The sequence below is a fragment of the Streptomyces bambusae genome (genome assembly GCF_019400985.1).
Classification (GTDB): Bacteria; Actinomycetota; Actinomycetes; order Streptomycetales; family Streptomycetaceae; genus Streptomyces; species Streptomyces bambusae_A.
The window spans coordinates 1-21,502 of the sequence record NZ_WTFF01000041.1 but is presented as its reverse complement, the minus strand read 5'-3'; the positions used below and the strand labels follow the sequence as shown (position 1 = coordinate 21,502).

The following is a 21,502-nucleotide window of genomic DNA, read 5'->3' as shown; positions in this document are numbered from 1 at the left end:
ACAGGAGCCCCTGGGTGACGAGCGTCGAGAACACGACCACGGATCCGACCGATCCGGCCGCCCCGGGACCCAGCGGATACGCCGCGGCCCGGCTGCGACTCCTCCAGGAGGAGTCGCGGTCCGGGCCCGCTCGGCGTTCCGGACTGGCCCGGCTGACCGACGACTGGCTGACCGCCCTGTTCGCCTCGGCCGTCCGCGAGACCGGGGTCCGGGGCGCCGCCCTGGTCGCCGTCGGCGGCTACGGACGCGCCGAACTCTCCCCCCGCAGCGATCTGGACCTGCTGCTCCTGCACGACGGCAAGGCCGACCCCAAGGCGCTGGCCGCGCTGGCCGACCGCATCTGGTACCCGGTGTGGGACCTGGGCCTGGCCCTCGACCACTCCGTGCGGACCCCCGCCGAGGCCCGCCGCACCGCCGCAGAGGACCTCAAGGTCCAGCTGGGCCTGCTGGACGCCCGGCCCGTCGCCGGCGACGCCGGCCTGCTCGCGGGCCTGCGCACCTCCGTCCTCGCCGACTGGCGCAACCTCGCCCCCAAGCGGCTGCCGCAGCTGCACGACCTGTGCCGGGAGCGGGCCGAGCGCTGCGGCGAGCTGCGCTTCCTGCTGGAACCCGACCTCAAGGAGGCCCGCGGCGGCCTGCGCGACGCCACCGCGCTGCGGGCCGTCGCCGCCTCCTGGCTCGCCGACGCGCCCCGCGAGGGACTCGCCGAGGCCCGGCGCCGCCTCCTCGACACCCGCGACGCCCTCCACCTGGTCACCGGCCGCGCCTCGGACCGGCTCTCCCTCCAGGAGCACGACGCGGTCGCCGCCCAGCTGGGCGTACTGGACGCCGACACCCTGCTGCGCGACGTGTACGAGGCAGCGGGCGTCATCGCGTACGCCGGCGACATCACCTGGCGCGAAGTGGGCCGCGTCCTGCGGGCCCGGGCCGCCCGGCCCCGGCTGCGCGGCCTGCTCGGCGGCCGGGGCCCGGCCGTGGAACGGGCACCGCTCGCCGAAGGGGTCGTGGAGCAGGACGGCGAGGCCGTCCTCGCGCTCGCGGCCCGGCCCGAGCGGGACCCCGTACTGCCGCTGCGGCTGGCCGCGGCCGCCGCCCAGGCCGGCCTCCCGGTCTCGCGGCACGCCGTACGCAGACTCGCCGCGCAGGCCAAGCCGCTGCCCGTGCCCTGGCCGGCGGAGGCGCGCGAGCAGCTGCTGACCCTGCTGGGGGCCGGCGAACCCACCGTGCCCGTGTGGGAGGCCCTGGAGGCCGAGGGCCTGGTCACCCGGCTGCTGCCGGACTGGGAGCGGGTCCGCTGCCGCCCCCAGCGCAACCCCGTCCACACCTGGACCGTCGACCGGCACCTGGTGGAGACGGCCGTCCGGGCCGCGGCCCTCACCCGCCGGGTCGGCCGCCCCGACCTGCTGCTGATGGCCGCGCTGCTGCACGACATCGGCAAGGGCTGGCCCGGCGACCACTCCGTGGCCGGCGGGACCATCGCCCGCGACGTCGCCGTACGCCTCGGCTTCGAGCCCTCCGACGTCGCCGTCCTGGCCACGCTGGTCCGCCACCATCTGCTGCTGATCGACACGGCCACCCGGCGGGACCTGGAGGACCCGGCGACCGTCCGGGCGGTCGCCGAGGCCGTGGGCTCGCCCGTCACCCTGGAGCTGCTGCACGCCCTGACGGAGGCGGACGCCCGGGCCACCGGCCCCGCGGCCTGGTCCGCGTGGCGCGGCAAACTGGTGGCCGACCTGGTCTCCCGGGTCGCGGCCGTCCTGGGCGGTGCCCCGATCCCCTCGGCGCAGGAGCCCGGCCCCACCGCGGAACAGGAGCGGCTGGCCGTGGAGGCCCTGCGCACCCGGGAGCCGGTGCTGAGCCTGCACGCCGAGCACGAGGAGGACGAGGTCGGCGTCGAGCTGGTCGTCGCCGTCCCCGACCAGCCGGGCGTCCTGCCGGCCGTGGCCGGAGTCCTGGCCCTGCACCGCCTCACGGTCCGGGCGGCGGACCTGCGCTCGCTGGAGCTGCCGGACCTGCCGGGCGAGGTCCTGGTGCTGAGCTGGCGGGTGGCGGCGGAGTACGGCTCGCTCCCGCAGGCCGCCCGGCTGCGCGCCGACCTGGTCCGGGCCCTGGACGGCTCCCTGGACGTCCCGGCGAAGCTCGCCGACCGCGAGGCGGCGTACCCGCGGCGCCGGGGCGTCGTCCCGCCGCCGCCCCGCGTCACGGTGGTCCCGGACGTCTCCTCCCTGGCCACGGTCCTGGAGGTCCGCGCCCCGGACGCGGTCGGGCTGCTGCACCGGATCGGGCGGGCCCTGGAGGACGCGGGCGTGCGGGTGCGCAGCGCGCATGTGTCGACGCTGGGGGCGAATGCCGTGGACACGGTGTACGTGACCACGGCGGAGGGCAAGCCGCTCGACCCGGCCGACGCCTCGGCCCTGGCCTCCTCGGTGGAGGCGGCCCTGGGCTGAGCGTGACCTGGAGGCGGTGGCGCTCGTTCGCCAGGTGTGTTCCCCGCGACTGCGGGGGTGATCCGCCTGGACAACATGTCCTGAAGATCGTCAAGGGTTGCTCCCCGCCGCTGCGGGGGTCCGGTCCCGTCTGCCCACTCCGGCAGGCGGGGCCCATTCGTCTGCGCGGCCAGATACCCTGGAGGGCGATTCTCACCGCCCCCGACCCCAAGGACCAGCGAGCGCCGTGTTCGATACCCTCTCCGACCGCCTTGCCTCGACGTTCAAGAGCCTTCGCGGCAAAGGCCGCCTGTCCGAGCAGGACATCGACTCTGCGGCCCGCGAGATCCGTATCGCCCTCCTTGAGGCCGACGTCGCCCTCCCTGTCGTCCGCGCGTTCATCAAGAACGTCAAGGAGCGGGCTGCCGGCAGCGAGGTCAGCAAGGCGCTGAATCCATCGCAACAGGTGCTGAAGATCGTCAACGACGAGCTCGTCGGCATCCTCGGCGGCGAGACCCGGCGCCTGCGGTTCGCCAAGACCGCGCCGACCGTGATCATGCTCGCCGGTCTCCAGGGTGCCGGTAAGACCACCCTCGCCGGCAAGCTCGGCCTCTGGCTCAAGGGTCAGGGCCACTCCCCGCTGCTGGTCGCCTGCGACCTTCAGCGCCCCAACGCCGTCAACCAGCTGAACATCGTCGCCGAGCGCGCCGGCGTCGGCTTCTACGGCCCCCAGCCGGGCAACGGCGTCGGCGACCCGGTCCAGGTCGCCAAGGACTCGATCGAGTACGCGAAGTCCAAGGTCTACGACATCGTGATCGTGGACACCGCCGGCCGCCTCGGCATCGACGCGGAGATGATGCAGCAGGCCGCGGACATCCGCGACGCGATCAGCCCCGACGAGATCCTCTTCGTCGTCGACGCCATGATCGGTCAGGACGCGGTCAACACCGCCGAGGCCTTCCGCGACGGCGTCGGCTTCGACGGCGTGGTGCTCTCCAAGCTCGACGGCGACGCCCGCGGTGGTGCCGCGCTGTCCATCGCGCACGTCACCGGCAAGCAGATCATGTTCGCCTCGAACGGCGAGAAGCTCGACGACTTCGACGCCTTCCACCCGGACCGCATGGCGGGCCGGATCCTCGACATGGGTGACATGCTCACCCTCATCGAGCAGGCCGAGAAGACCTTCTCGCAGGCCGAGGCCGAGAAGATGGCGGCCAAGCTCGCCAAGGGCCCGAAGGAGTTCACGCTCGACGACTTCCTGGCCCAGATGGAGCAGGTCCGCAAGATGGGCTCGATCTCCAAGCTGCTCGGCATGCTGCCGGGCATGGGCCAGATCAAGGACCAGATCAACAACATCGACGAGCGCGACGTCGACCGCACGGCCGCCATCATCAAGTCGATGACCCCGGGCGAGCGCCACGACCCGACGATCATCAACGGCTCCCGCCGCGCCCGTATCGCCAAGGGTTCCGGCGTCGAGGTCAGCGCCGTCAAGAACCTCGTCGAGCGGTTCTTCGAGGCCCGCAAGATGATGTCCCGCATGGCCCAGGGCGGCGGCATGCCGGGGATGCCCGGCATCCCGGGCATGGGTGGCGGCCCCGGCCGGCAGAAGAAGCAGGTCAAGCAGGCCAAGGGCAAGCGCAAGAGCGGCAACCCGATGAAGCGGAAGGCCGACGAGGCCGCCGCCGCGGCCCGCCGCGAGCAGGGCAGCCCGGCCCTGGAGCCGGGCGGCAGCCCGTTCGGCCTGCCCGCCGGCCAGCCGGGCCAGGACTTCGAGCTGCCCGACGAGTTCAAGAAGTTCATGAAGTAGCGGCCCCCGCAGGAGTGCTCCTGAGCGCTCAGGAGCACTCCAGCGGCGCTCAGCGCCTCGTACGACGAAGGGTCCCGCCGTCACCGCCGGCCGGGGCCCTTCGCCGTACGGTCACAGCTCCCGCCCCTGCGCGTCGTACAGCCCGGCCAGCCGGGGCGGGCCGGTCGCCAGTCCCGTGACCACCGCGACCCGGCTGCGGGTGACGAAGATCTGGGTGCGGAAGGCCAGCAGCGCGGTGTCGCCGGCCCGGATGCCGGTGCCGGGCGGCGGCGCGGCCAGCAGCCGGTAGTAGTCGATGTTCTCCGGGGGCGACGGGAGGACCGCCAGCAGCGTCCCGGTGCGCGGCAGCAGGGCCCGGCGCACCCCGGAGCGGGCGTAGAAGCCGCCGCCGTACAGGGCGGGGCGGCCGTCGGCGAGGGTGTGCGCGACCTCGGAGACGTAGACGCACGCGGGCCGCTCCGGCTGCGTCGGGTCGGCGGCGTGCAGCGGGGTGGTGCCGGTCAGGGCGTGCCCGGGTTCGCCGTGGGTGGCGCCGTGCGCGGCGAGGAGCGGCAGCGCGGCCAGGCAGGTCGCGCCGGGCGCGCTCAGCAGCAGCGGGCCGTGGCCGCGGGCGGCGAGCAGCTCCCGGGCCCGCAGCGCCCGGGTGAGGTTCACCGTCGCCCGCGGCAGGCCGGTGGTGGGCTCGCAGGCCACGCAGGGGAAGGCGGTGACCCCGGCGACGCGGATCCCCGGCAGCCGCTCCAGGGCTTGCGCGAAGGCGGTGAGCCGCTCGGGCGGCACACCGCCCTCCTGTCCCGGGTAGCCGGTGCCGGCGGCGCTCTCCAGCCGGACCAGGACGTCCTGGACGCGGCCCAGGGCCCGTGCGGCGTCGGAGACGTGGCGGGCGTTGTCGGCGTCGAAGACGGTGACCGCGCGGGGGCGTCGGGCCAGGAGCGCGGGCAGTTCCCGGCGGGGGATCTGGACGAGGTGGCCGAGGTTGCCGTAGCGGGCGCCGGCCGCGTGCAGGGCGTGTGCCTCGCGGGCGTCGATGGCGGCGAAGTCGGGCAGGTGCCGGGCGACGGCGCGGATCAGGGCCGGGTTGCGTCCGAACTGCTTGGTCACGCACCACAGCGCGAGCCCGGACCGGGCCGCTCCGGCGGCCAGCAGCCGGGCGTTGGCCTCGACCGTGTCCAGGTCCAGGACGTAGGTGTCCGGCGGCACGGTCCCGGACCGGTGGAGCGCCGCGGAGGCGTCGGTCAGGGCGGGGTTGCGGGCGAGTACGGCGTCCAGGAACACGGCGGTACGGCCGGTCAGGCCAGCTCGGCCAGGGAGCGGCGGAGGATGTCCAGCACGAGGTCGGCGCCGGCCCGCATGGGGTTGATCCGCACGGTCCGGTCGGCGAGGCCGGGGGAGTCGGCGAGGGCGGAGTCGGACAGCCGGTGGAAGAGCGGGGCGATCTCGTAGCGGGAGGCCGAGCCGACGGGGTAGGAGGCGGCGCCGTGGCGGGCGGCGACGGCGGGCAGGGACCGGGCCACCGGCCGGTCCAGCCGGACCAGGACGCAGCGGTCCTGGGCGTTGGCCAGGCGCACCTCGGCCACGCCGGGGACCTCGCCGGCGGCCAGCCGGTCGGCGACCTCGGCGCCCACCCGGGACTGAAGGGCCCACATGACGGGGACGTGGGTCAGGGCGCGCAGCGCGTCGAGGGCCTGGTGGCCCTGGACCTGGCCGCCGCCTGAGTAGTTGTCGGCGCGGACCCGTGCGACCAGGTCGCGGGTACCGGCGACGACCCCGACGCCCTCCGGGCCGTGGAGCTTGAACAGCGAGAAGCAGCTGGCGTCGGCGCCGAGTTCGACCCCGCAGGCGGGGGTGCGCAGCACGGCGTAGTTGTCGTCCACGATCGTGCGGACCCCGGCGGCCGCGCAGGCGGCGAGCACCTCGCGCAGGTCGTAGCGGTCGGCGAGCCGCTGGCGGGTGTGCTGGACGTACGCGTACCGGAACGCCCCGGTGGCCAGGGCCGCGGCCAGCGCGCGGGGGTCGTTGAGGTCGGTCCGGACGCAGCGCGGGCCGAGGGCGCGCAGGGTGACGGCGGTGGTGCGGTAGACGGGGGCGCGGTGGATCAGCAGGGGCTCCCCGGGGGCCACGGCGGCGGCGAGTGCGGCGCGGATGGCGCCGGTCCCGGCGCCCTGGACGAGCGCGGCGTCCTCGGCGCCCAGGAAGTCGGCGAGGACGGCCTCGACCCGGGCGGTGGTCGCGGGCCTGCCGAGTCCGGGGACGCAGCCGCTGTCGGCGGAGAACAGCTGGGGGCCCTCGAAGTGGGCGGCGGTGCACTCCAGGAGCCGGAACTGGCGGGCGACGGCGTCGTCGAGCCCGACCGTGGCCAGGGGGAAGGTCTGGGGCAGCCGGGGTGCGACCGCCCGTGTCGCGGTGCGTGCCGCCGCACGGGTCGTCCCGTGAGTCGTCGCGTGAGCCGTCTCGTGGGTCGTCGCGCGTGGGGTGGCCCGGGGCGTCATCGGCGTCATCGCTCCTCGTCGCATTCGGATCCGGTCAGGAAGCGCAGCACGTTGCGCCGGGTCATGAGGTCCACGAGGTCCTCGTCGACGCCCGCCGCGCGGGCCCGGGGGAGGAAGTCGCGCAGCAGGTGCCCGTAGCCGTGGCCGCCCGCGGCCTGGAGGTATGCGCGCCGAGAGACGTCGCAGCTGAGCAGGATCCGGTCGGCGTGCCCGGCGTCGAGGAGGGCCAGGAGCAGGCGCAGCCGGTCGGCGTCGGGGCGGTAGTGCTCCTTGCCGACGGTGTCGAAGGCGACGTACGCGCCGGCGGCGGCCAGGCGGCGGTGGGCTGCGGTGTCGTCGAGCAGGTCCTGGTGGCCCAGGCAGACGCGGTGCGGGGGCAGACCGGCGCCGGTCAGCAGGTCCAGCTGGGCCTGGCCGCCCCGGCCGAGGCGGGCGTGGGTGACCACCGACAGGCCGGTGGCGCGGGCGGCCGCGGCGGCGGCCAGCAGGGCGCGCCGCTCGGGCTCGGTGGGCCGCTCCCCGCTCGTGCCGGCCTCTCCGACGACGCCGGGGCGGATACCGGTGGGGCCGATGCCGTCCTCGATCTCGCGGACGAGGATGCCGGTGAGCTCCTCTACGTCGCCGGAGGCGACCTCGGGCGGGTGGAAGGCCTCGTGGTACCAGCCGGTGGCGGCCACCACCGGGACCCCGCTGGCCCGGGAGATCCGGGCCAGGGCAGCGGGGTCGCGGCCCATTCCGCGGCAGGTGAGCTCGACGACCAGGCTGAGCCCGAACTCCTCGCGGAGGGAGGCCAGTTCGCGGGTGACCGCGGTGGTGTCGGGGCCGGCGTCGAGGACCGCGTGGCGGTCCTGCGGGCGGCCGAGGTCGAGGACGAGGTGTTCGTGGGGCAGGGCGGGGCCGCGGCGGACCAGCCAGGGGGCCAGCGGGCCGAAGACGGTGTGGACCGTGCTCACGGTGCGGTCCGTGCTCACGGTGCGGTCCGTGCTCACGGTGCGGTCCGTGCTCACGGCGCGGCCGCCGTGACGGGGGTGAACAGGTCCAGCCAGTACAGGACGTTGAGGACGACACCGCCGGCCAGGACCGCCGCGGGCGCGGCCGCGGTACGTACGACGGGCCGGCCCATGGCCTCGTTGAGCAGGTAGAGCCCGCCGCAGACGAGGAGGCCGAGGCCGCCGCCCATGGCGTTCGCGGCCATCAGGGAGCCGAACAGGACGGCCAGCCCGAGCGCCTCCCCGATGGCCCCGCGCAGGTGCTCGGAGGAGTCCCGCAGGCTCGGCAGCCTGCCCAGGACCCGGCCGAGGGAGGACAGGGCCAGCACCTCGGCGGCGAACACCAGGGCGCCGGCGGCGGCCGCGAGGTACGGGTTCGGCGCCAGGTAGCCGACCGGGTAGACGAGGGTGAGGCCGGCGATGCCGTACGCGCCGGAGGCGAGCGCCGTGGTCGCGATCAGCGGCAGGAACCCGAACATCCGGTAGAAGTCCACCTGGGCGGCCTCGGCGTACTGGCCCTTGGCGATCAGGAAGCTGGTGGCCTCGCCCCCGCCGAACACCTTCATCTGGGCGAGGGCGCACACCCCGGCGCCGAGCAGCATGAACAGCGGCAGCCGGCGGCGCAGCCGGGCGGCCCCGGCGTCGAACAGCGAGGCCGTCGCCTCCTGCGTCGCGGACCGGTCCGGCTCCTCCCCGGCGGTGCGCCCGCGCCGCAGGTCGGCGGCGACGGCGAAGCCGATCAGCAGCAGGACGCCGGCGGCCATGGCGGCCGCGCCGGCGAACATGTGCGGCCACAGCCGCATCGTCAGCACCACCAGCGCGAGTTCGACGAGGCCGGTGACCGCGCCGCGCAGCCGTCCGAACTGCCGGGTCACGGCGAGCACCGGGAAGAGGGTGAAGAGGAACAGGATCGGCGTGGACAGCTGCTGCATGGCCGTCAGGAAGTCGACCGGCAGACCGTGCGCGAACGCGTTGGCGCCGTTCAGCCCGAAGACGACGACCGCGCCCCAGCCCGCGCCGAGCAGGGCGGCCAGCCAGGTGCGGGGCGCGAGGATGCCCAGGACGTCGGTGGGCAGGAACAGCAGCCAGGGGTTGAGGACCCCGCTGCTGAGCGCCATGGGGGCGCCGAGCCCGAAGACGAAGCCGGCCGAGAGGCCGAAGGCGACGGCGGTGGTCGCGGCCCGGGTGGTGCGGCCCTGGACGAAGTCGAGGAGGAAGGGGCGGACGCCGTCGTTGAACACGGCGAGCGCCAGATGGGCCATCAGGGCGGTGAGCGCGCACAGGACGACCACGGTGAGCGCCTGGGCGGGGGAGAGGGCCAGGCCGGCGGCCGTCACGGAGGAGCGGGCCGGGCCCGCGGCGGCCGTGCCGGGGGCCCAGCTCACGGGCGGGCGGCGGCGATGGCGCGGGCCAGGCGCGGCGCGACGGTGTCGATCCGGTCCAGGCAGAAGCCGAAGACGGTCGTCCCGCCCGCCAGCAGCTCCGCGATCTCGGCCTCGGTGGGCTCGCCGCGGCCGAACGTGTGGCAGGCGGACCGGCCCAGCAGCCCGACGAGGACCCCGAGGGAGGCGCCGGCGCCGGTGTGGCAGGTGCCGAGGAAGTAGTCGGCCTGCCCGGCGCGCAGCTGCCCGGCCGCGTCCATGTCGTTCGCCACGGCGATGTGCAGTCCGGCGATGCCCAGGCCGCTGACGGTGCGGGCGACCTCGTCCCTGCCGATGCCGCCCGTGAGGATCTTCGCCATGGCTCGTGCTGCCTTTCAGTGGCCGGTGCGGGCGAGCACGGCGAGGTGCAGGCCCAGGAAGTCGATCTCGTCGGGCGGCAGCGGCGGGGTGCCGAGCACCTCGGCGGCCCGGGCGGCGATGGCGTGCGCCCGGTCCACCGCGTCGGGGTGCTCGCGCAGCTCGCCGGCGTGCGGCCCGGTGGCCGGGGACCGTTCGTCGGCCCGTTCGGCGGGTACGCCGTCCAGCGCCCGGGTGAGGGCCATCAGCAGGTGGCTGGCGAACATCCCGGCCGTCTCCTCGGTGACCGTGCGGCCCTCGGCGGCCAGCGCGGTCAGCTCGGCGGTGACGAAGTCGGCGACGTCCGGGCGCACCTGCCCGCTGTCGCGGAAGAGCCGGATGCGGAGGGCGAGCTGATCGTCGAAGCCGCGCACGGACAGGACGGTAGCGGCTGCGCGGGGGGATTTGCCGGATTTGTACCTCCGCTTTGCGTCGTTGTGTCGGCAGCGCGGCGCAAGCGGTCGTACGACGGGTCGCCGGGCGGCAGGAGGCCGGCGCGGACCATGGCGGTGCCGAGTTCCCGTTCGCAGGCCGGGTCTTCGCATGCCAGGCCGCACCGGATGATCCGGGTGGCCATGCCGGTGGCCCGCCCGACCGCCCCGCAGCCGGACGCCGCCCGGAGCACGGCCCGGTGAAGTGATCCGTACGGAGTTCTCGGCGCGGGTTACTGCGTCCGGGCGATCACGTACCGGAAGATGTTCGGCAGCCAGACCGAGCCGTCGGCCCGCTCGTACGGGTGCAGCGCCTCGATCAGCTCCTTCTCCGCCTGCACCGGGTCGGACACGTCGTAGAGCCCCGCGGACAGCAGCCCGCGCGCCGCGCTCTCCATGTCGGCGTACCCGAACGGGCAGAACACCCGGCCCGACCCGTCGGGTCTCAGCCCCGCCCGCTCGACCAGCCCGTCCAGGTCGTGCGGCGCCGGGCCGCCGCCCAGCACCGCCGGCACGGTGCACCGCTCCGGCGGCCCCCAGTCGGCGAGCACCACCGCTCCGCCCCGCCGGACCACCGCGAGGGCCGCGGCCAGCTCCGCCGGCTCCGGGGCGAAGGCGGTCAGCACGTCGTACGGCGGGGTCCCCGGCCCCGGTACCGCCTCCAGCACCTCCAGCACCCGCTCCCGGGCCAGGGCCCGCAGCTCCGGCCGCGGCTCCACCCCGGTCACCCGGGCGCCCCGGCCCGCTGCCAGCAGCAGGGCCAGCCCGGCCCCGCAGTCCAGGCCGATCAGCCGGTCCCCCGGCCCGATCTCCAGCCGGTCGTGGACCGCTTCGTACAGCGGGACCAGCATCCGTTCCTGGATCTCCGCCCAGTCCCGGGCGACGAGCGTCGCCGTCGGCGTCGGTGTCATCGAAAGAGCGCTCCTGATTCGTCTCGCCCCCATGCCCCCGTTGCCAGAGAACTCCCCGTTCGCCCCGGCGTCCAGAGGCCGGAAGGCCCCGATTCACACTCGGCGGACCGGGCGCCGTACCATTCGCGCCATGGCAAAGGCTCCCGTTCTCACCCCCCAGGCGGAGGACTTCCCCCGCTGGTACCAGGATCTGATCAACAAGGCCGAGCTGGCCGACAACGGCCCGGTGCGCGGCACGATGGTCATCCGACCGTACGGCTACGGCCTGTGGGAGCGGATGCAGCAGGAGATGGACGCCCGGATCAAGGACGCCGGCGCCCAGAACGCGTACTTCCCGCTCTTCATCCCGCAGTCGTACCTGACCCGTGAGGCCGAGCACGTCGAGGGCTTCGCCCCCGAGCTCGCCGTCGTCACGCACGGCGGTGGCAAGGAGCTCGAAGAGCCCGTCGTCGTCCGGCCCACCTCCGAGACGATCATCAACGACTACTTCTCGAAGTGGGTGCAGAGCTACCGTGACCTGCCCCTGCTGATCAACCAGTGGGCGAACGTCGTCCGCTGGGAGATGCGCCCCCGCGTGTTCCTCCGTACGAGTGAGTTCCTCTGGCAGGAGGGCCACACCGCCCACGCGACCTACGAGGACGCCCGCGACTACGCCGCGCACATCCACCGGAACGTGTACGGCGACTTCATGACCAACGTGCTCGGCATCGACGTCGTGCTCGGCCGCAAGACCGCCAAGGAGCGCTTCGCCGGCGCCATCAACACCCTCACCCTCGAGGGCATGATGGGCGACGGCAAGGCCCTGCAGATGGGCACGAGCCACGAGCTCGGCACCAACTTCGCCAAGGCCTTCAACACCTCCTACCTGTCCAAGGAGGGCCAGCAGGAGCTGGTCTGGCAGACCTCCTGGGGTGTCTCCACCCGCATGGTCGGCGGTCTGATCATGTCCCACGGCGACGACAACGGCCTGCGCGTCCCGCCGCGCCTGGCGCACGTCCAGGTCGTGGTCATGGCGATCAAGGGCGACGAGGCCGTGGCCAAGGTCCGCGAGCTGGGCGCCCAGCTGAAGGCCGCGGGCCTGCGCGTCCACGTGGACGACCGGGTGGACACCCCCTTCGGCCGCCGCGCCGTGGACTGGGAGCTCAAGGGCGTTCCGGTCCGCATCGAGATCGGCCCCCGCGACCTGGAGGCCGGCACCGCGATGCTGGCCCGCCGGATCCCGGGCGGCAAGACGCCGGTGCAGATCGACGCGCTCGCCGACCTGCTGCCCAAGGTCCTCGACGAGGACCAGGCCCAGCTGCTGCGCGAGTCCCGCGAGCGCCGCGAGGCCCGTACCACCGACGTGACCACGATCGCCGACGCCGCCGAGGCCGCGGTCGCCGGCGGCTGGGCACGCATCCCGTGGGACGTGCTGGGCCCCGAGGGCGAGGCCGAGCTCGCCGAGCAGGCCGTCTCCGTGCGCTGCCTGATCACCGAGGACGGCTCCGTGCCGGACGCGGACGACGCCCCGGGCACGCTGGCCATCGTGGCGCGCTCGTACTGATGTGACGCCTGGCTGATGTGAAGCCTGGGAATCCCCCGGACGTTGGGTGACCACGTCCGGGGGATTCCTGTACGTACCGACTCCTCCTGAGTTCTGCGCACCCGCCCTCGTCGGGGCGCATGAGGCTGAACTGACTGGTACGTGCAAAAAATTTGGAATGGCCCCGGAATCGGAACACCCGGGGGTCCCTGCTCGTTGTCACGACGTGAGCACGACACCACCTGTTCTCGCCGCAGAGCTGGCGCAGGCGTGGGCCGACATTCAGCGGTACCACCCCGAGCTGCCTGACCTTGCCGCGCCCGAGTCCCTGATCGGAGAGTCCTCGTCCGCCTGCGGGGCGACGCTCTCCTTCGAGCGACTGCTGCACGAGGCAGTCCACGGAATCGCCGCGGCCCGCGGCGTACGCGACACCTCGCGCGCCGGCCGCTACCACAACCGCCGGTTCCTGGCGATCGCCGAGGAGATGGGGCTGGACCACTCGGACGAGCCGCACCCCAGCAGCGGCTTCTCCCTGGTCTCGCTGAACCCCGAGGCGAAGAAGCGCTACCGGCCCACGATGGAGCGGCTCCAGCGCGCCCTCAAGGCGCACACGGTCGCCACGGCCGCCGACACCAAGCGCAGCTTCCGCGGTCCGGCCGCCCGGCACGGCTCCTCGGGCGGCGGTGTGCGGGTCAAGGCGGTCTGCGACTGCGGGCGCAACGTACGGGTGGTGCCATCGGTGCTGGCCCAGGCCCCGATCGTGTGCGGCGGCTGCGGCAAGCCCTTCCGGATTCCCGAGGTCGCGGTGGCCGCAGCCGCGTCCTGAGGCGCCGCGGGCATGTGGCACAATGGCTAGCTGTACTCGACAGTCGAACAGGACCCCTCTCTCCTCCGGCTGACGCGTCCATCGGGCACCCGAGTACCGCAACCCCACGTGGCATCTCGTTGTGCCCAACCACGTCAAGACCAGGAGACACCACTCCAGTGGCAGTCAAGATCAAGCTCAAGCGCCTCGGCAAGATTCGCCAGCCGCACTACCGCATCGTCGTCGCCGACTCCCGCACCCGCCGGGACGGTCGTGCGATCGAGGAGATCGGTCTGTACCACCCCACGTACAACCCGTCGCGCATCGAGGTCGACTCGGAGCGCGCGCAGTACTGGCTGTCCGTCGGCGCCCAGCCGACCGAGCCGGTTCTGGCCATCCTGAAGCTCACCGGTGACTGGCAGAAGCACAAGGGCCTGCCCGCCCCGGAGAAGCCGCTCCTGGCCCCGGCGACGAAGGAAGACAAGCGTCGTTCCTTCGACGAGTTCGCCAAGGCCCTGGAGGGTGCCGACGCCAAGGGCGAGGCCATCACCCAGAAGAAGAAGGCCGAGAAGAAGGCGGACGAGGCTGAGGCCGCCGCCGAGTCGACCGAGGCCTGAGCATGCTCGAGGAGGCTCTTGAGCACCTCGTAAAGGGCATTGTGGACAACCCCGACGACGTGCAGGTCGCCTCGCGCAACCTGCGCCGCGGGCGCGTGCTGGAGGTCCGGGTGCACCCCGACGACCTCGGCAAGGTGATCGGCCGCAACGGCCGTACCGCTCGTGCGCTGCGCACCGTCGTCGGCGCCATCGGCGGTCGGGGGATCCGCGTCGACCTCGTCGACGTGGACCAGGTCCGCTGACAAGTTGAATCACCGGCACGGGCCGGGGAGGGCATCGGCTGCCCGCCCCGGCCCTGTGTCGTTTTCCGACGTCGTTCTCGACGACGATCAAGAGCAAGACGATCAAGAGCAACGGGAGAGAGCAGCGTGGAGCTGGTAGTCGCGCGGATCGGCCGCGCCCACGGCATCAAGGGTGAGGTCAGCGTCGAGGTGCGCACCGACGAGCCGGAGCTGCGGCTCGCCCCCGGCGCCGTCCTCATGACCGAACCCGCCTCGGCCGGTCCGCTGACCATCGAGGCCGGCCGGGTGCACAGCGGCCGGCTGCTGCTGCGCTTCGCGGGCGTCAAGGACCGCAACGCCGCCGAGGCCCTGCGCAACACCCTGCTGATCGCCGAGGTCGACCCATCCGAGCTGCCGGAAGAGGACGACGAGTACTACGACCACCAGCTGCTCGACCTGGACGTGGTGCTCGCCGACGGTACGGAGGTCGGCCGGATCACCGAGATCTCCCACCTGCCCTCGCAGGACCTGTTCATCGTGGAGCGGGCGGACGGCAGCGAGGTGATGATCCCCTTCGTGGAGGAGATCGTCACCGAGATCGACCTGGAGAACCAGCGGGCCGTCATCGACCCGCCGCCCGGCCTGATCGACGACCGCGCCGAGATCGCCTCCGCCCGCGACGCCGAGGCCTCCGCCCCCGAGGCCGAGGCGTCCTCCGCCCGCGATACGACGGAGGGCGAGGACTGATGCGGCTCGACGTCATCACGATCTTCCCCGAGTACCTGGCGCCGCTGAACGTGTCCCTGGTGGGCAAGGCCGCGGCGCGCGGCCGGCTCGACGTACACGTCCACGACCTGCGGGACTGGACGTACGACCGGCACAACACGGTGGACGACACCCCGTACGGTGGCGGCCCCGGCATGGTCATGAAGACCGAGCCCTGGGGCGACTGCCTGGACGACGCCCTGGCCGCCGGCTACGAGGCCGGGGCGCACGGCCCGGTCATGGTGGTGCCCACCCCCAGCGGCCGTCCCTTCACGCAGGAACTCGCCGTCGAGCTGTCCGAGAAGCCCTGGCTGATCTTCACCCCGGCCCGCTACGAGGGCATCGACCGCCGGGTCATGGACGAGTACGCCACCCGGATGCCGGTCTACGAGGTCTCCATCGGCGACTACGTGCTGGCCGGAGGCGAGGCGGCGGTCCTGGTGATCACCGAGGCGGTGGCCCGGCTGCTGCCCGGCGTCCTGGGCAACGCCGAATCCCACCGGGACGACTCCTTCGCGCCCGGCGAGATGGCCAACCTGCTGGAGGGCCCCGTCTACACCAAGCCCCCGGTCTGGCGCGGCCGCGGCATCCCCGACGTGCTGCTCAGCGGCCACCACGGGAAGATCGCCCGCTGGCGCCGGGACGAGGCCTTCGCCCGGACCGCCCGCAACCGGCCGGACCTGATCGAGCGCACCGACCCCGCGACCTTCGACAAGAAGGACCGCGAGACCCTGAGCATCCTGGGCTGGTCGCCGTCCCCGGACGGCCGATTTTGGCGCAGGCCCGAGGCCGTGGAAGAATAGGCGGCTGCTGTACGCCCGCGTGCGCCCCTGCCACAGGGGGACCGTCGCCCGCCGGGTGGAGCAGCTCCGGAACTCTCTACGAAAACCCGTACGGCGACCTGTGGCGTCGTGCGAAGAAAGCAGACGAAGAACATGTCTTCTCTCCTCGACGGTGTGAACGCCGCCTCCCTGCGCTCGGACGTCCCGGCCTTCCGCCCGGGTGACACGGTCAACGTGCACGTCCGCGTCATCGAGGGCAACCGCTCTCGTATCCAGCAGTTCAAGGGTGTCGTCATCCGCCGCCAGGGCTCCGGCGTCTCCGAGACCTTCACCGTCCGCAAGGTCTCCTTCTCCGTCGGCGTCGAGCGCACCTTCCCGGTGAACTCCCCGATCTTCGAGAAGATCGAGCTGGTCACCCGCGGTGACGTCCGCCGCGCCAAGCTGTACTACCTCCGTGAGCTCCGCGGCAAGGCCGCGAAGATCAAGGAGAAGCGCGACAACTGAGGCCCTCTCCGGTGTTCCGGGGTGGCCGGATAGGCTCGCCCCCGATGGACACCGAAGCACCTCACACGCAGCGCGGCCACTCTTCCCCCGACGAGGGGGAGGGGCGGCCGCGTTTCGCGTTCTCCGGGCCGGGCCGGCTCAGCTGGCGGCGGGCCGGCCTGCTGGGCCTGGTCTGCACGGTCTTCCTGCTGCTGCTGAGCAACTTCGTCGTGCAGCCGTTCCTGATCCCGAGCCGCTCGATGGAGCCGACGTTCGAGGTCGGGGACCGGGTGCTGGTCAACAAGCTGGCGTACCGATTCGGCAGTCAGCCGCGCCGCGGTGACCTGGTGGTCTTCGACGGCACGGGGTCCTTCATCCCCGAGCGGGAGGACGGCGGCCCGTTCGGCTCGGTGCTGCGTGGCGCGGCCTCCGCGCTGGGCCTCGCGGAGCCCTCGGACACGGACTTCGTCAAGCGGGTCGTGGGCGTGGGCGGCGACGACGTGGTGTGCTGCGACGCGGCCGGCCGGCTCTCCGTCAACGGGGTCCCGCAGGCCGAGCCCTACCTCTACCCGGGCGACGCCCCCTCGAAGGTGCCCTTCCGCATCGTCGTCCCGCTGGGCACGCTGTGGGTCATGGGTGACCACCGCTCCCAGTCCCGCGACTCCCGGGACCACCTGGGGGAGCCGGGCGGGGGCATGGTGCCGGTGGAGAAGGTGATCGGACGGGCCGACTGGATCGGCTGGCCGGTCTCCCGCTGGGGCGCGGCCGACAGCCCCGGCGGCGCAGCCGGCGGTGCGCGTGGGTAGCCGGGGCAGGCCCAAGCGGGAGCGCGACCCGGAGCCCACCTTCGTGAGCCTGGAGGGCGGCCGGGCCCACCGGCGGCTCCAGATGCGCCGGCTGCGGCGGCGCCGCCGCACGCGCCGGGCCGGGGAGCTGCCGCTGCTGGTCGTGGCGGCCCTGTGCATAGCGCTGGTGCTCAAGACCTTCCTGGTGCAGGCCTTCTTCATCCCCTCCGGGTCGATGGAGGACACCATCCGGATCGGCGACCGGGTGCTGGTCGACAAGCTGACCCCGTGGTTCGGCTCCCGGGTCGAGCGCGGCGACGTCGTGGTCTTCAAGGACCCTGGCGGCTGGCTGTCGGCGGAGGCGTCCCGCCCCGAGCCCGACCCGGTGGGCGTCAAACAGGTCAAGCAGGTGCTGACCTTCATCGGCCTGCTGCCGTCCGCCGACGAGCAGGACCTGATCAAGCGCGTCATCGGCGTCGGCGGCGACACCGTGGTGTGCTGTGACGCCGGCGGCCGGGTCACCGTCAACGGCACGCCGCTCGATGAGCCGTACGTGAAGGCCGGCAACTCGCCCTCCGACATTCCGTTCGAGGTGCGGGTGCCCGAGGGCCGGATCTTCGTGATGGGCGACCACCGGTCCAACTCGGCCGATTCCCGCTACCACTTGGACGAGGAGTTCCAGGGCACGATCGCGGAGAGCGGCGTGGTCGGCCGGGCCGTCGTCATCGCCTGGCCGTACGACCACTGGCGCCGGCTCGAAACGCCCGCGACCTTCCGTTCCGTACCGGAACGCGCGCGGCGCGGGCGCCGGCAGGGCCTGCCGGTCGCATAGTGTGTCCTCGGTCTCCCGCGCCCTTGGGAACTCCCGGTCGTTAAGGGAGGGGAGGGCCCGCGCCGTTCGTGGCGCGGGCGGCGAATTCTTCAGATGAGGAGTGGATGTGGGGGATGTGGCGGTAGGCGCACGATCCGGACGCGACGAGCCCGAGGAGCAGCCGGAGAAGGCCGTCGAGCCCGACGCCAAGGACGCCGAGGACGTCGAGGACCACGACGGCGACGAGGCGCCTGCGCACCGCTCGTTCTGGAAGGAGCTGCCGCTCCTCATCGGTATCGCACTGCTGCTCGCTCTGCTGATCAAGACCTTCCTGGTCCAGGCGTTCTCGATTCCGTCCGACTCCATGCAGGACACCCTGCAGCGCGGCGACCGGGTCCTGGTCGACAAGCTGACCCCGTGGTTCGGCTCGGAGCCCGAGCGCGGCGAGGTCGTGGTCTTCCACGACCCGGCGAACTGGCTGGCGGGGGAGCCCACCCCGGAGCCCAACCTGGCCCAGCAGATCCTCAGCAAGATCGGCCTGATGCCGTCCGCCGACGAGAAGGACCTGATCAAGCGGGTCATCGCGATCGGCGGCGACACGGTGGAGTGCAAGAAGGGCGGCCCGGTCAAGGTCAACGGCAAGGAGCTGAACGAGCCGTACATCTTCCCGGGGAACACCGCGTGCGACGACCAGCCGTTCGGCCCGCTCGTCGTGCCCAAGGGCAAGATCTGGGTGATGGGCGACCACCGGCAGAACTCGCAGGACTCCCGCTACCACATGCAGGACTCCACCCAGGGCTTCGTGCCGGTGGACAAGGTCGTCGGCCGGGCCGTCGTGGTCGCGTGGCCGGTCACCCGCTGGTCCACCCTGCCGGTCCCGGACACCTTCGACCAGCCGGGCATCGACAAGCAGCCGGCCCCGGCCGCCGCCGCGGTCGGCGTCGGACCGGCCGCGCTGGGCCTGGCGGGCGCGGTGCCGCTCGTCCTGTGGCGCCGGCGGAGGCTGACCCGGGGGCGTACTGCCGGGTAGGGTGCCGCCCATCGGAGAACTCCTCGGTGCGGGGGCTTGGGCATGGGCGGAACAGAGCAGTCGGAGCGGTCGGCGCGGTCGGAGCGGTCCCCTCGGGGACCGATACGACCCGTGCGCGGCAAGGATGGCCGCGGCGGCCTCGGCAACGTGTTGTCGGGCATCGCCGTGGCCATCGGCTTTGCGCTCTTCCTCGGCGGTTTCGTCTGGGGCGCGCTGGTCTACCAGCCCTACACCGTGCCGACCGACTCCATGGTCCCGACCGTGATGCCCGGCGACCGGGTGCTCGCGCAGCGCATCGACGGCAGCGAGGTGCGCCGCGGCGACGTGGTGGTCTTCACCGATGACGTGTGGAGCAACGCGCCCATGGTCAAGCGGGTCGTCGGGATCGGCGGCGACACCGTCCGCTGCTGCGGCCAGGGCGGCCGGCTGACCGTGAACGGCAAGGAGCTCGACGAGCCCTACCTGGACCCGGGCCGCTCCGGGGCGGCGTCGGACACGCCGTTCGAGGTGGTCGTGCCGGAGGGCAACCTCTTCCTGCTGGGCGACCGCCGGGCCGCCTCGCTGGACTCCCGTGCCCACCTCCAGGAGGCGGGGCAGGGAACGGTGGCCCGGTCCGCGGTCAGCGCCCGGGTGGACGCCCGCGCCTGGCCGTCCATGCAGATGCTGGAGCGCCCCGGAGCGACGTACGCGGCACTGGACGGCGGGGTCTCCGCGCCTGGGCCGCTGCGGCTCCAGGTGATCGCGGTGGTGGCCGGAGCGGTGCTGGTGCTGGCGGGGGCGGCGTACGGGCCGCTGGCCCGGGTGCTGGGGCGGACGCGGCGCAAGGACGCGCCGGGGCCGCTGGAGGCGACCGGTGGACGCTGAGACCCCCGCCGGGCCCGCAGGGCCCGCGCCGGCCGGGACGCCGCGGCAGGTGTCGCGGGTGATCCTGCTGGACCCGGCGGACCGGATCCTGCTGCTGCACGGCTTCGAGCCGGACGATCCCGCCACCGACTGGTGGTTCACCCCGGGCGGCGGCCTGGAGGGCGACGAGAGCCGCGAGGAGGCCGCCCTGCGCGAGCTGGCGGAGGAGACCGGGATCACCGAGGTCGAGCTGGGGCCCGTCCTGTGGCACCGGTACTGCTCCTTCCCGTTCGACGGGCGCCGCTGGGAGCAGGACGAGTGGTACTTTCTGGCCCGGACCGACCGGACCGCGACCGCCATGGAGGGGCTGACCGAGCTGGAGCGGCGCAGCGTCTCCGGGGCCAGGTGGTGGACCTCCGAGGAACTCCTGGCGGCCCGTGAGACGGTGTACCCGACCAGACTCGCCGAGCTGCTGCGCAGGCTGCTCGACGAGGGTCCTCCGGATACGCCGGTGGTCCTGGCCCCGGAAATCGTTTAGGGGCGCACGGGCCTGGCGCACAATAGGGGGACGCACGGCTGAAGGGGAACATGCCATGAGCGCCGAGGACCTCGAGAAGTACGAGACCGAGATGGAGCTGAAGCTCTATCGGGAGTACCGCGACGTCGTCGGGCTGTTCAAGTACGTGATCGAGACCGAACGCCGTTTCTACCTCACGAACGACTACGAGATGCAGGTGCACTCGGTCCAGGGGGAGGTCTTCTTCGAGGTCACGATGGCGGACGCGTGGGTCTGGGACATGTACCGGCCGGCCCGGTTCGTCAAGCAGGTCCGGGTCCTGACCTTCAAGGACGTGAACATCGAGGAGCTCAACAAGACCGAGCTGGACCTTCCGGGCAGCTGACGCGGCTGCGGCGCCCGTCACCCCGGAGGGTGACGCGGTTGTCCACAACGCCGCAGTTGTCCACCAAGATCCTTTTCGGTCGGGTGCGTGCGGGACATTCGGTGCCGGAGGTGGTGCCGGATGGACGCACGAGGGGCACTGGGCAGGTACGGCGAGGAGCTGGCCGCGCGGCGGCTGGCCCGCGCCGGGATGACGGTCGTCGCCAGGAACTGGCGGCACGGCCGGAGCGGTGAGCTCGACATCGTCGCCCGCGACGGCGACGCACTGGTGGTCTGCGAGGTCAAGACGCGCAGGGCCGGGCCTTTCGAGCACCCGGCCGCCGCGGTCGGCCCGGCCAAGGTGGAGCGGCTGCGCCGGCTCGCCGAGTGCTGGCTGGCCGGCCACGGCGGGATGCCGCCCGGAGGCGTTCGGATCGACCTGGTCGCCGTGGTGCTGCCGCGCCGCGGGGCGCCGGTGGTCGAGCACCTCAGGGGGGTGGCCTGATGGGGTTCGCACGGACGTGCTCGGTGGCGCTGGTCGGGGTCGAGGGCGTGGTGGTGGAGGTCCAGGCCGGTCTGGAGCCGGGCCTGGCGGCCTTCACGCTGGTCGGGCTGCCCGACAAGACGCTGGTGGAGAGCCGGGACCGGGTCAGGGCGGCGCTGGTGAACTCCGGGGTCCAGTGGCCGCAGAAGAAGCTCACGGTGGGCCTGAGCCCGGCCGCGGTGCCCAAGTCGGGCTCCGGCTTCGACCTGGCCGTGGCCACCGCCGTCCTCAGCGCGGCCGAGCAGATCGACCCGGCCGCCATCGCCGACCTCGTGCTCATCGGCGAGCTCGGGCTGGACGGGCGGGTCCGCCCGGTGCGGGGCATCCTCCCGGCGGTGCTCGCCGCGGCGGAGGCCGGGTACCGGCAGGTGGTGGTCCCCGAGCCGTGCGCGGCCGAGGCGGCCCTGGTCCCGGAGGTCGCGGTGCTCGGCGTCCGCAGCCTGCGCCAGCTCCTCGCGGTGCTGACCGGCGCGGAGGTCCCCGAGGAGGACCCGCCGCAGCCGCGGGGCGGGCCGGACCCGATGCTGGCGGGCCTGGTGGTACCGGGGGCCGGGCTGGGCACGGGCCTGGTCCGCCGGGC

Annotated in this window: 24 protein-coding genes; 17 read left to right on the top strand and 7 right to left on the bottom strand. The window is 73.4% G+C overall.

The window, feature by feature from the left end; translation table 11 throughout:
- Nucleotides 1–14 precede the first annotated feature (14 nt).
- Nucleotides 15–2,447: a [protein-PII] uridylyltransferase gene (locus tag GPJ59_RS08985; protein ID WP_219665939.1), complete on the top strand. Its 2,433-nt coding sequence runs from the start codon at nt 15–17 to the stop codon at nt 2,445–2,447.
- Nucleotides 2,448–2,673: 226 nt separating this feature from the next.
- Nucleotides 2,674–4,236, top strand: coding sequence for a signal recognition particle protein (gene ffh / locus GPJ59_RS08980; RefSeq protein WP_219665938.1), 1,563 nt, complete (start codon nt 2,674–2,676; stop codon nt 4,234–4,236).
- Nucleotides 4,237–4,347: 111 nt separating this feature from the next.
- Here the strand turns inward: ffh and GPJ59_RS08975 are convergent, their stop codons facing one another.
- The 7 genes from GPJ59_RS08975 to GPJ59_RS08945 form a co-directional block, all read right to left on the bottom strand.
- Nucleotides 4,348–5,511 carry an alanine racemase gene (locus tag GPJ59_RS08975; protein ID WP_219665937.1) on the bottom strand — a complete coding sequence of 388 codons (1,164 nt, stop codon included), beginning with the start codon at nt 5,509–5,511 and terminating at the stop codon, nt 4,348–4,350.
- 14 nt (nt 5,512–5,525) lie between these two features.
- Nucleotides 5,526–6,734 carry an aminotransferase class V-fold PLP-dependent enzyme gene (locus GPJ59_RS08970; RefSeq protein ID WP_258024089.1) on the bottom strand — a complete coding sequence of 403 codons (1,209 nt, stop codon included), beginning with the start codon at nt 6,732–6,734 and terminating at the stop codon, nt 5,526–5,528.
- The gene (locus GPJ59_RS08965; RefSeq protein WP_374200817.1) at nt 6,731–7,714 is read right to left on the bottom strand and encodes a phosphotriesterase family protein; all 984 of its coding nucleotides are present in this window, start codon (nt 7,712–7,714) and stop codon (nt 6,731–6,733) included. The genes GPJ59_RS08970 and GPJ59_RS08965 overlap by 4 nt, the downstream gene beginning before the upstream one ends.
- Before the next feature lie 14 nt (nt 7,715–7,728).
- A complete protein-coding gene (locus tag GPJ59_RS08960; protein ID WP_374200818.1) occupies nt 7,729–8,976 on the bottom strand; it encodes a YhfT family protein in 1,248 nt (415 codons plus the stop codon).
- A 119-nt stretch (nt 8,977–9,095) separates the two neighbouring features.
- Nucleotides 9,096–9,455 carry a DUF2620 family protein gene (locus GPJ59_RS08955; RefSeq protein ID WP_219665935.1) on the bottom strand — a complete coding sequence of 120 codons (360 nt, stop codon included), beginning with the start codon at nt 9,453–9,455 and terminating at the stop codon, nt 9,096–9,098.
- Nucleotides 9,456–9,470: 15 nt separating this feature from the next.
- Nucleotides 9,471–9,866 carry a transcriptional antiterminator gene (locus GPJ59_RS08950; protein WP_219665934.1) on the bottom strand — a complete coding sequence of 132 codons (396 nt, stop codon included), beginning with the start codon at nt 9,864–9,866 and terminating at the stop codon, nt 9,471–9,473.
- 290 nt (nt 9,867–10,156) lie between these two features.
- Nucleotides 10,157–10,834, bottom strand: a complete 678-nt coding sequence (locus GPJ59_RS08945) for a methyltransferase type 11 (RefSeq protein ID WP_258024088.1) — start codon at nt 10,832–10,834, stop codon at nt 10,157–10,159.
- Between the two features lie 130 nt (nt 10,835–10,964).
- Between GPJ59_RS08945 and proS the strand changes: the two genes are divergently transcribed.
- From proS to GPJ59_RS08870, 15 genes are all read left to right on the top strand, one after another.
- Nucleotides 10,965–12,377, top strand: a complete 1,413-nt coding sequence (gene proS, locus GPJ59_RS08940) for a proline--tRNA ligase (protein ID WP_219665933.1) — start codon at nt 10,965–10,967, stop codon at nt 12,375–12,377.
- Between the two features lie 205 nt (nt 12,378–12,582).
- Nucleotides 12,583–13,182 carry a hypothetical protein gene (locus GPJ59_RS08935; protein WP_219665932.1) on the top strand — a complete coding sequence of 200 codons (600 nt, stop codon included), beginning with the start codon at nt 12,583–12,585 and terminating at the stop codon, nt 13,180–13,182.
- A gap of 158 nt (nt 13,183–13,340) precedes the next feature.
- Complete coding sequence (gene rpsP, locus GPJ59_RS08930) at nt 13,341–13,778, top strand: 30S ribosomal protein S16 (protein ID WP_219665931.1); 438 nt, start codon at nt 13,341–13,343, stop codon at nt 13,776–13,778.
- 2 nt (nt 13,779–13,780) lie between these two features.
- Nucleotides 13,781–14,020 carry an RNA-binding protein gene (locus tag GPJ59_RS08925; RefSeq protein WP_005311361.1) on the top strand — a complete coding sequence of 80 codons (240 nt, stop codon included), beginning with the start codon at nt 13,781–13,783 and terminating at the stop codon, nt 14,018–14,020.
- A 126-nt stretch (nt 14,021–14,146) separates the two neighbouring features.
- Nucleotides 14,147–14,746 (top strand): ribosome maturation factor RimM, encoded by a 600-nt coding sequence (gene rimM / locus GPJ59_RS08920; protein WP_219665930.1) that lies wholly within the window; start codon nt 14,147–14,149, stop codon nt 14,744–14,746.
- A complete protein-coding gene (gene trmD / locus GPJ59_RS08915; RefSeq protein ID WP_219665929.1) occupies nt 14,746–15,567 on the top strand; it encodes a tRNA (guanosine(37)-N1)-methyltransferase TrmD in 822 nt (273 codons plus the stop codon). Before rimM ends, trmD begins: the two co-directional genes overlap by 1 nt.
- A 132-nt stretch (nt 15,568–15,699) precedes the next feature.
- Nucleotides 15,700–16,050 carry a 50S ribosomal protein L19 gene (rplS, locus tag GPJ59_RS08910; RefSeq protein WP_150207118.1) on the top strand — a complete coding sequence of 117 codons (351 nt, stop codon included), beginning with the start codon at nt 15,700–15,702 and terminating at the stop codon, nt 16,048–16,050.
- 44 nt (nt 16,051–16,094) lie between these two features.
- The gene (gene lepB, locus GPJ59_RS08905; protein ID WP_219665928.1) at nt 16,095–16,835 is read left to right on the top strand and encodes a signal peptidase I; all 741 of its coding nucleotides are present in this window, start codon (nt 16,095–16,097) and stop codon (nt 16,833–16,835) included.
- On the top strand, nt 16,822–17,646 hold the full coding sequence (gene lepB, locus GPJ59_RS08900) for a signal peptidase I (RefSeq protein WP_374200816.1): 825 nt from the start codon (nt 16,822–16,824) through the stop codon (nt 17,644–17,646). Before lepB (GPJ59_RS08905) ends, lepB (GPJ59_RS08900) begins: the two co-directional genes overlap by 14 nt.
- Nucleotides 17,647–17,761: 115 nt before the next feature.
- On the top strand, nt 17,762–18,655 hold the full coding sequence (gene lepB, locus GPJ59_RS08895) for a signal peptidase I (RefSeq protein ID WP_219665927.1): 894 nt from the start codon (nt 17,762–17,764) through the stop codon (nt 18,653–18,655).
- Nucleotides 18,656–18,697: 42 nt separating this feature from the next.
- Nucleotides 18,698–19,519: a signal peptidase I gene (gene lepB, locus GPJ59_RS08890; RefSeq protein ID WP_219665926.1), complete on the top strand. Its 822-nt coding sequence runs from the start codon at nt 18,698–18,700 to the stop codon at nt 19,517–19,519.
- On the top strand, nt 19,509–20,036 hold the full coding sequence (locus tag GPJ59_RS08885) for an NUDIX hydrolase (RefSeq protein WP_219665925.1): 528 nt from the start codon (nt 19,509–19,511) through the stop codon (nt 20,034–20,036). The genes lepB (GPJ59_RS08890) and GPJ59_RS08885 overlap by 11 nt, the downstream gene beginning before the upstream one ends.
- A gap of 55 nt (nt 20,037–20,091) precedes the next feature.
- Nucleotides 20,092–20,400 (top strand): DUF2469 domain-containing protein, encoded by a 309-nt coding sequence (locus tag GPJ59_RS08880; protein WP_219665924.1) that lies wholly within the window; start codon nt 20,092–20,094, stop codon nt 20,398–20,400.
- A gap of 120 nt (nt 20,401–20,520) precedes the next feature.
- Nucleotides 20,521–20,883: a YraN family protein gene (locus tag GPJ59_RS08875; RefSeq protein ID WP_219665923.1), complete on the top strand. Its 363-nt coding sequence runs from the start codon at nt 20,521–20,523 to the stop codon at nt 20,881–20,883.
- A partial coding sequence (locus GPJ59_RS08870) for a magnesium chelatase domain-containing protein (protein WP_308120201.1) occupies nt 20,883–21,502 on the top strand: 620 nt, incomplete at its 3' end. The genes GPJ59_RS08875 and GPJ59_RS08870, both read left to right, overlap by 1 nt.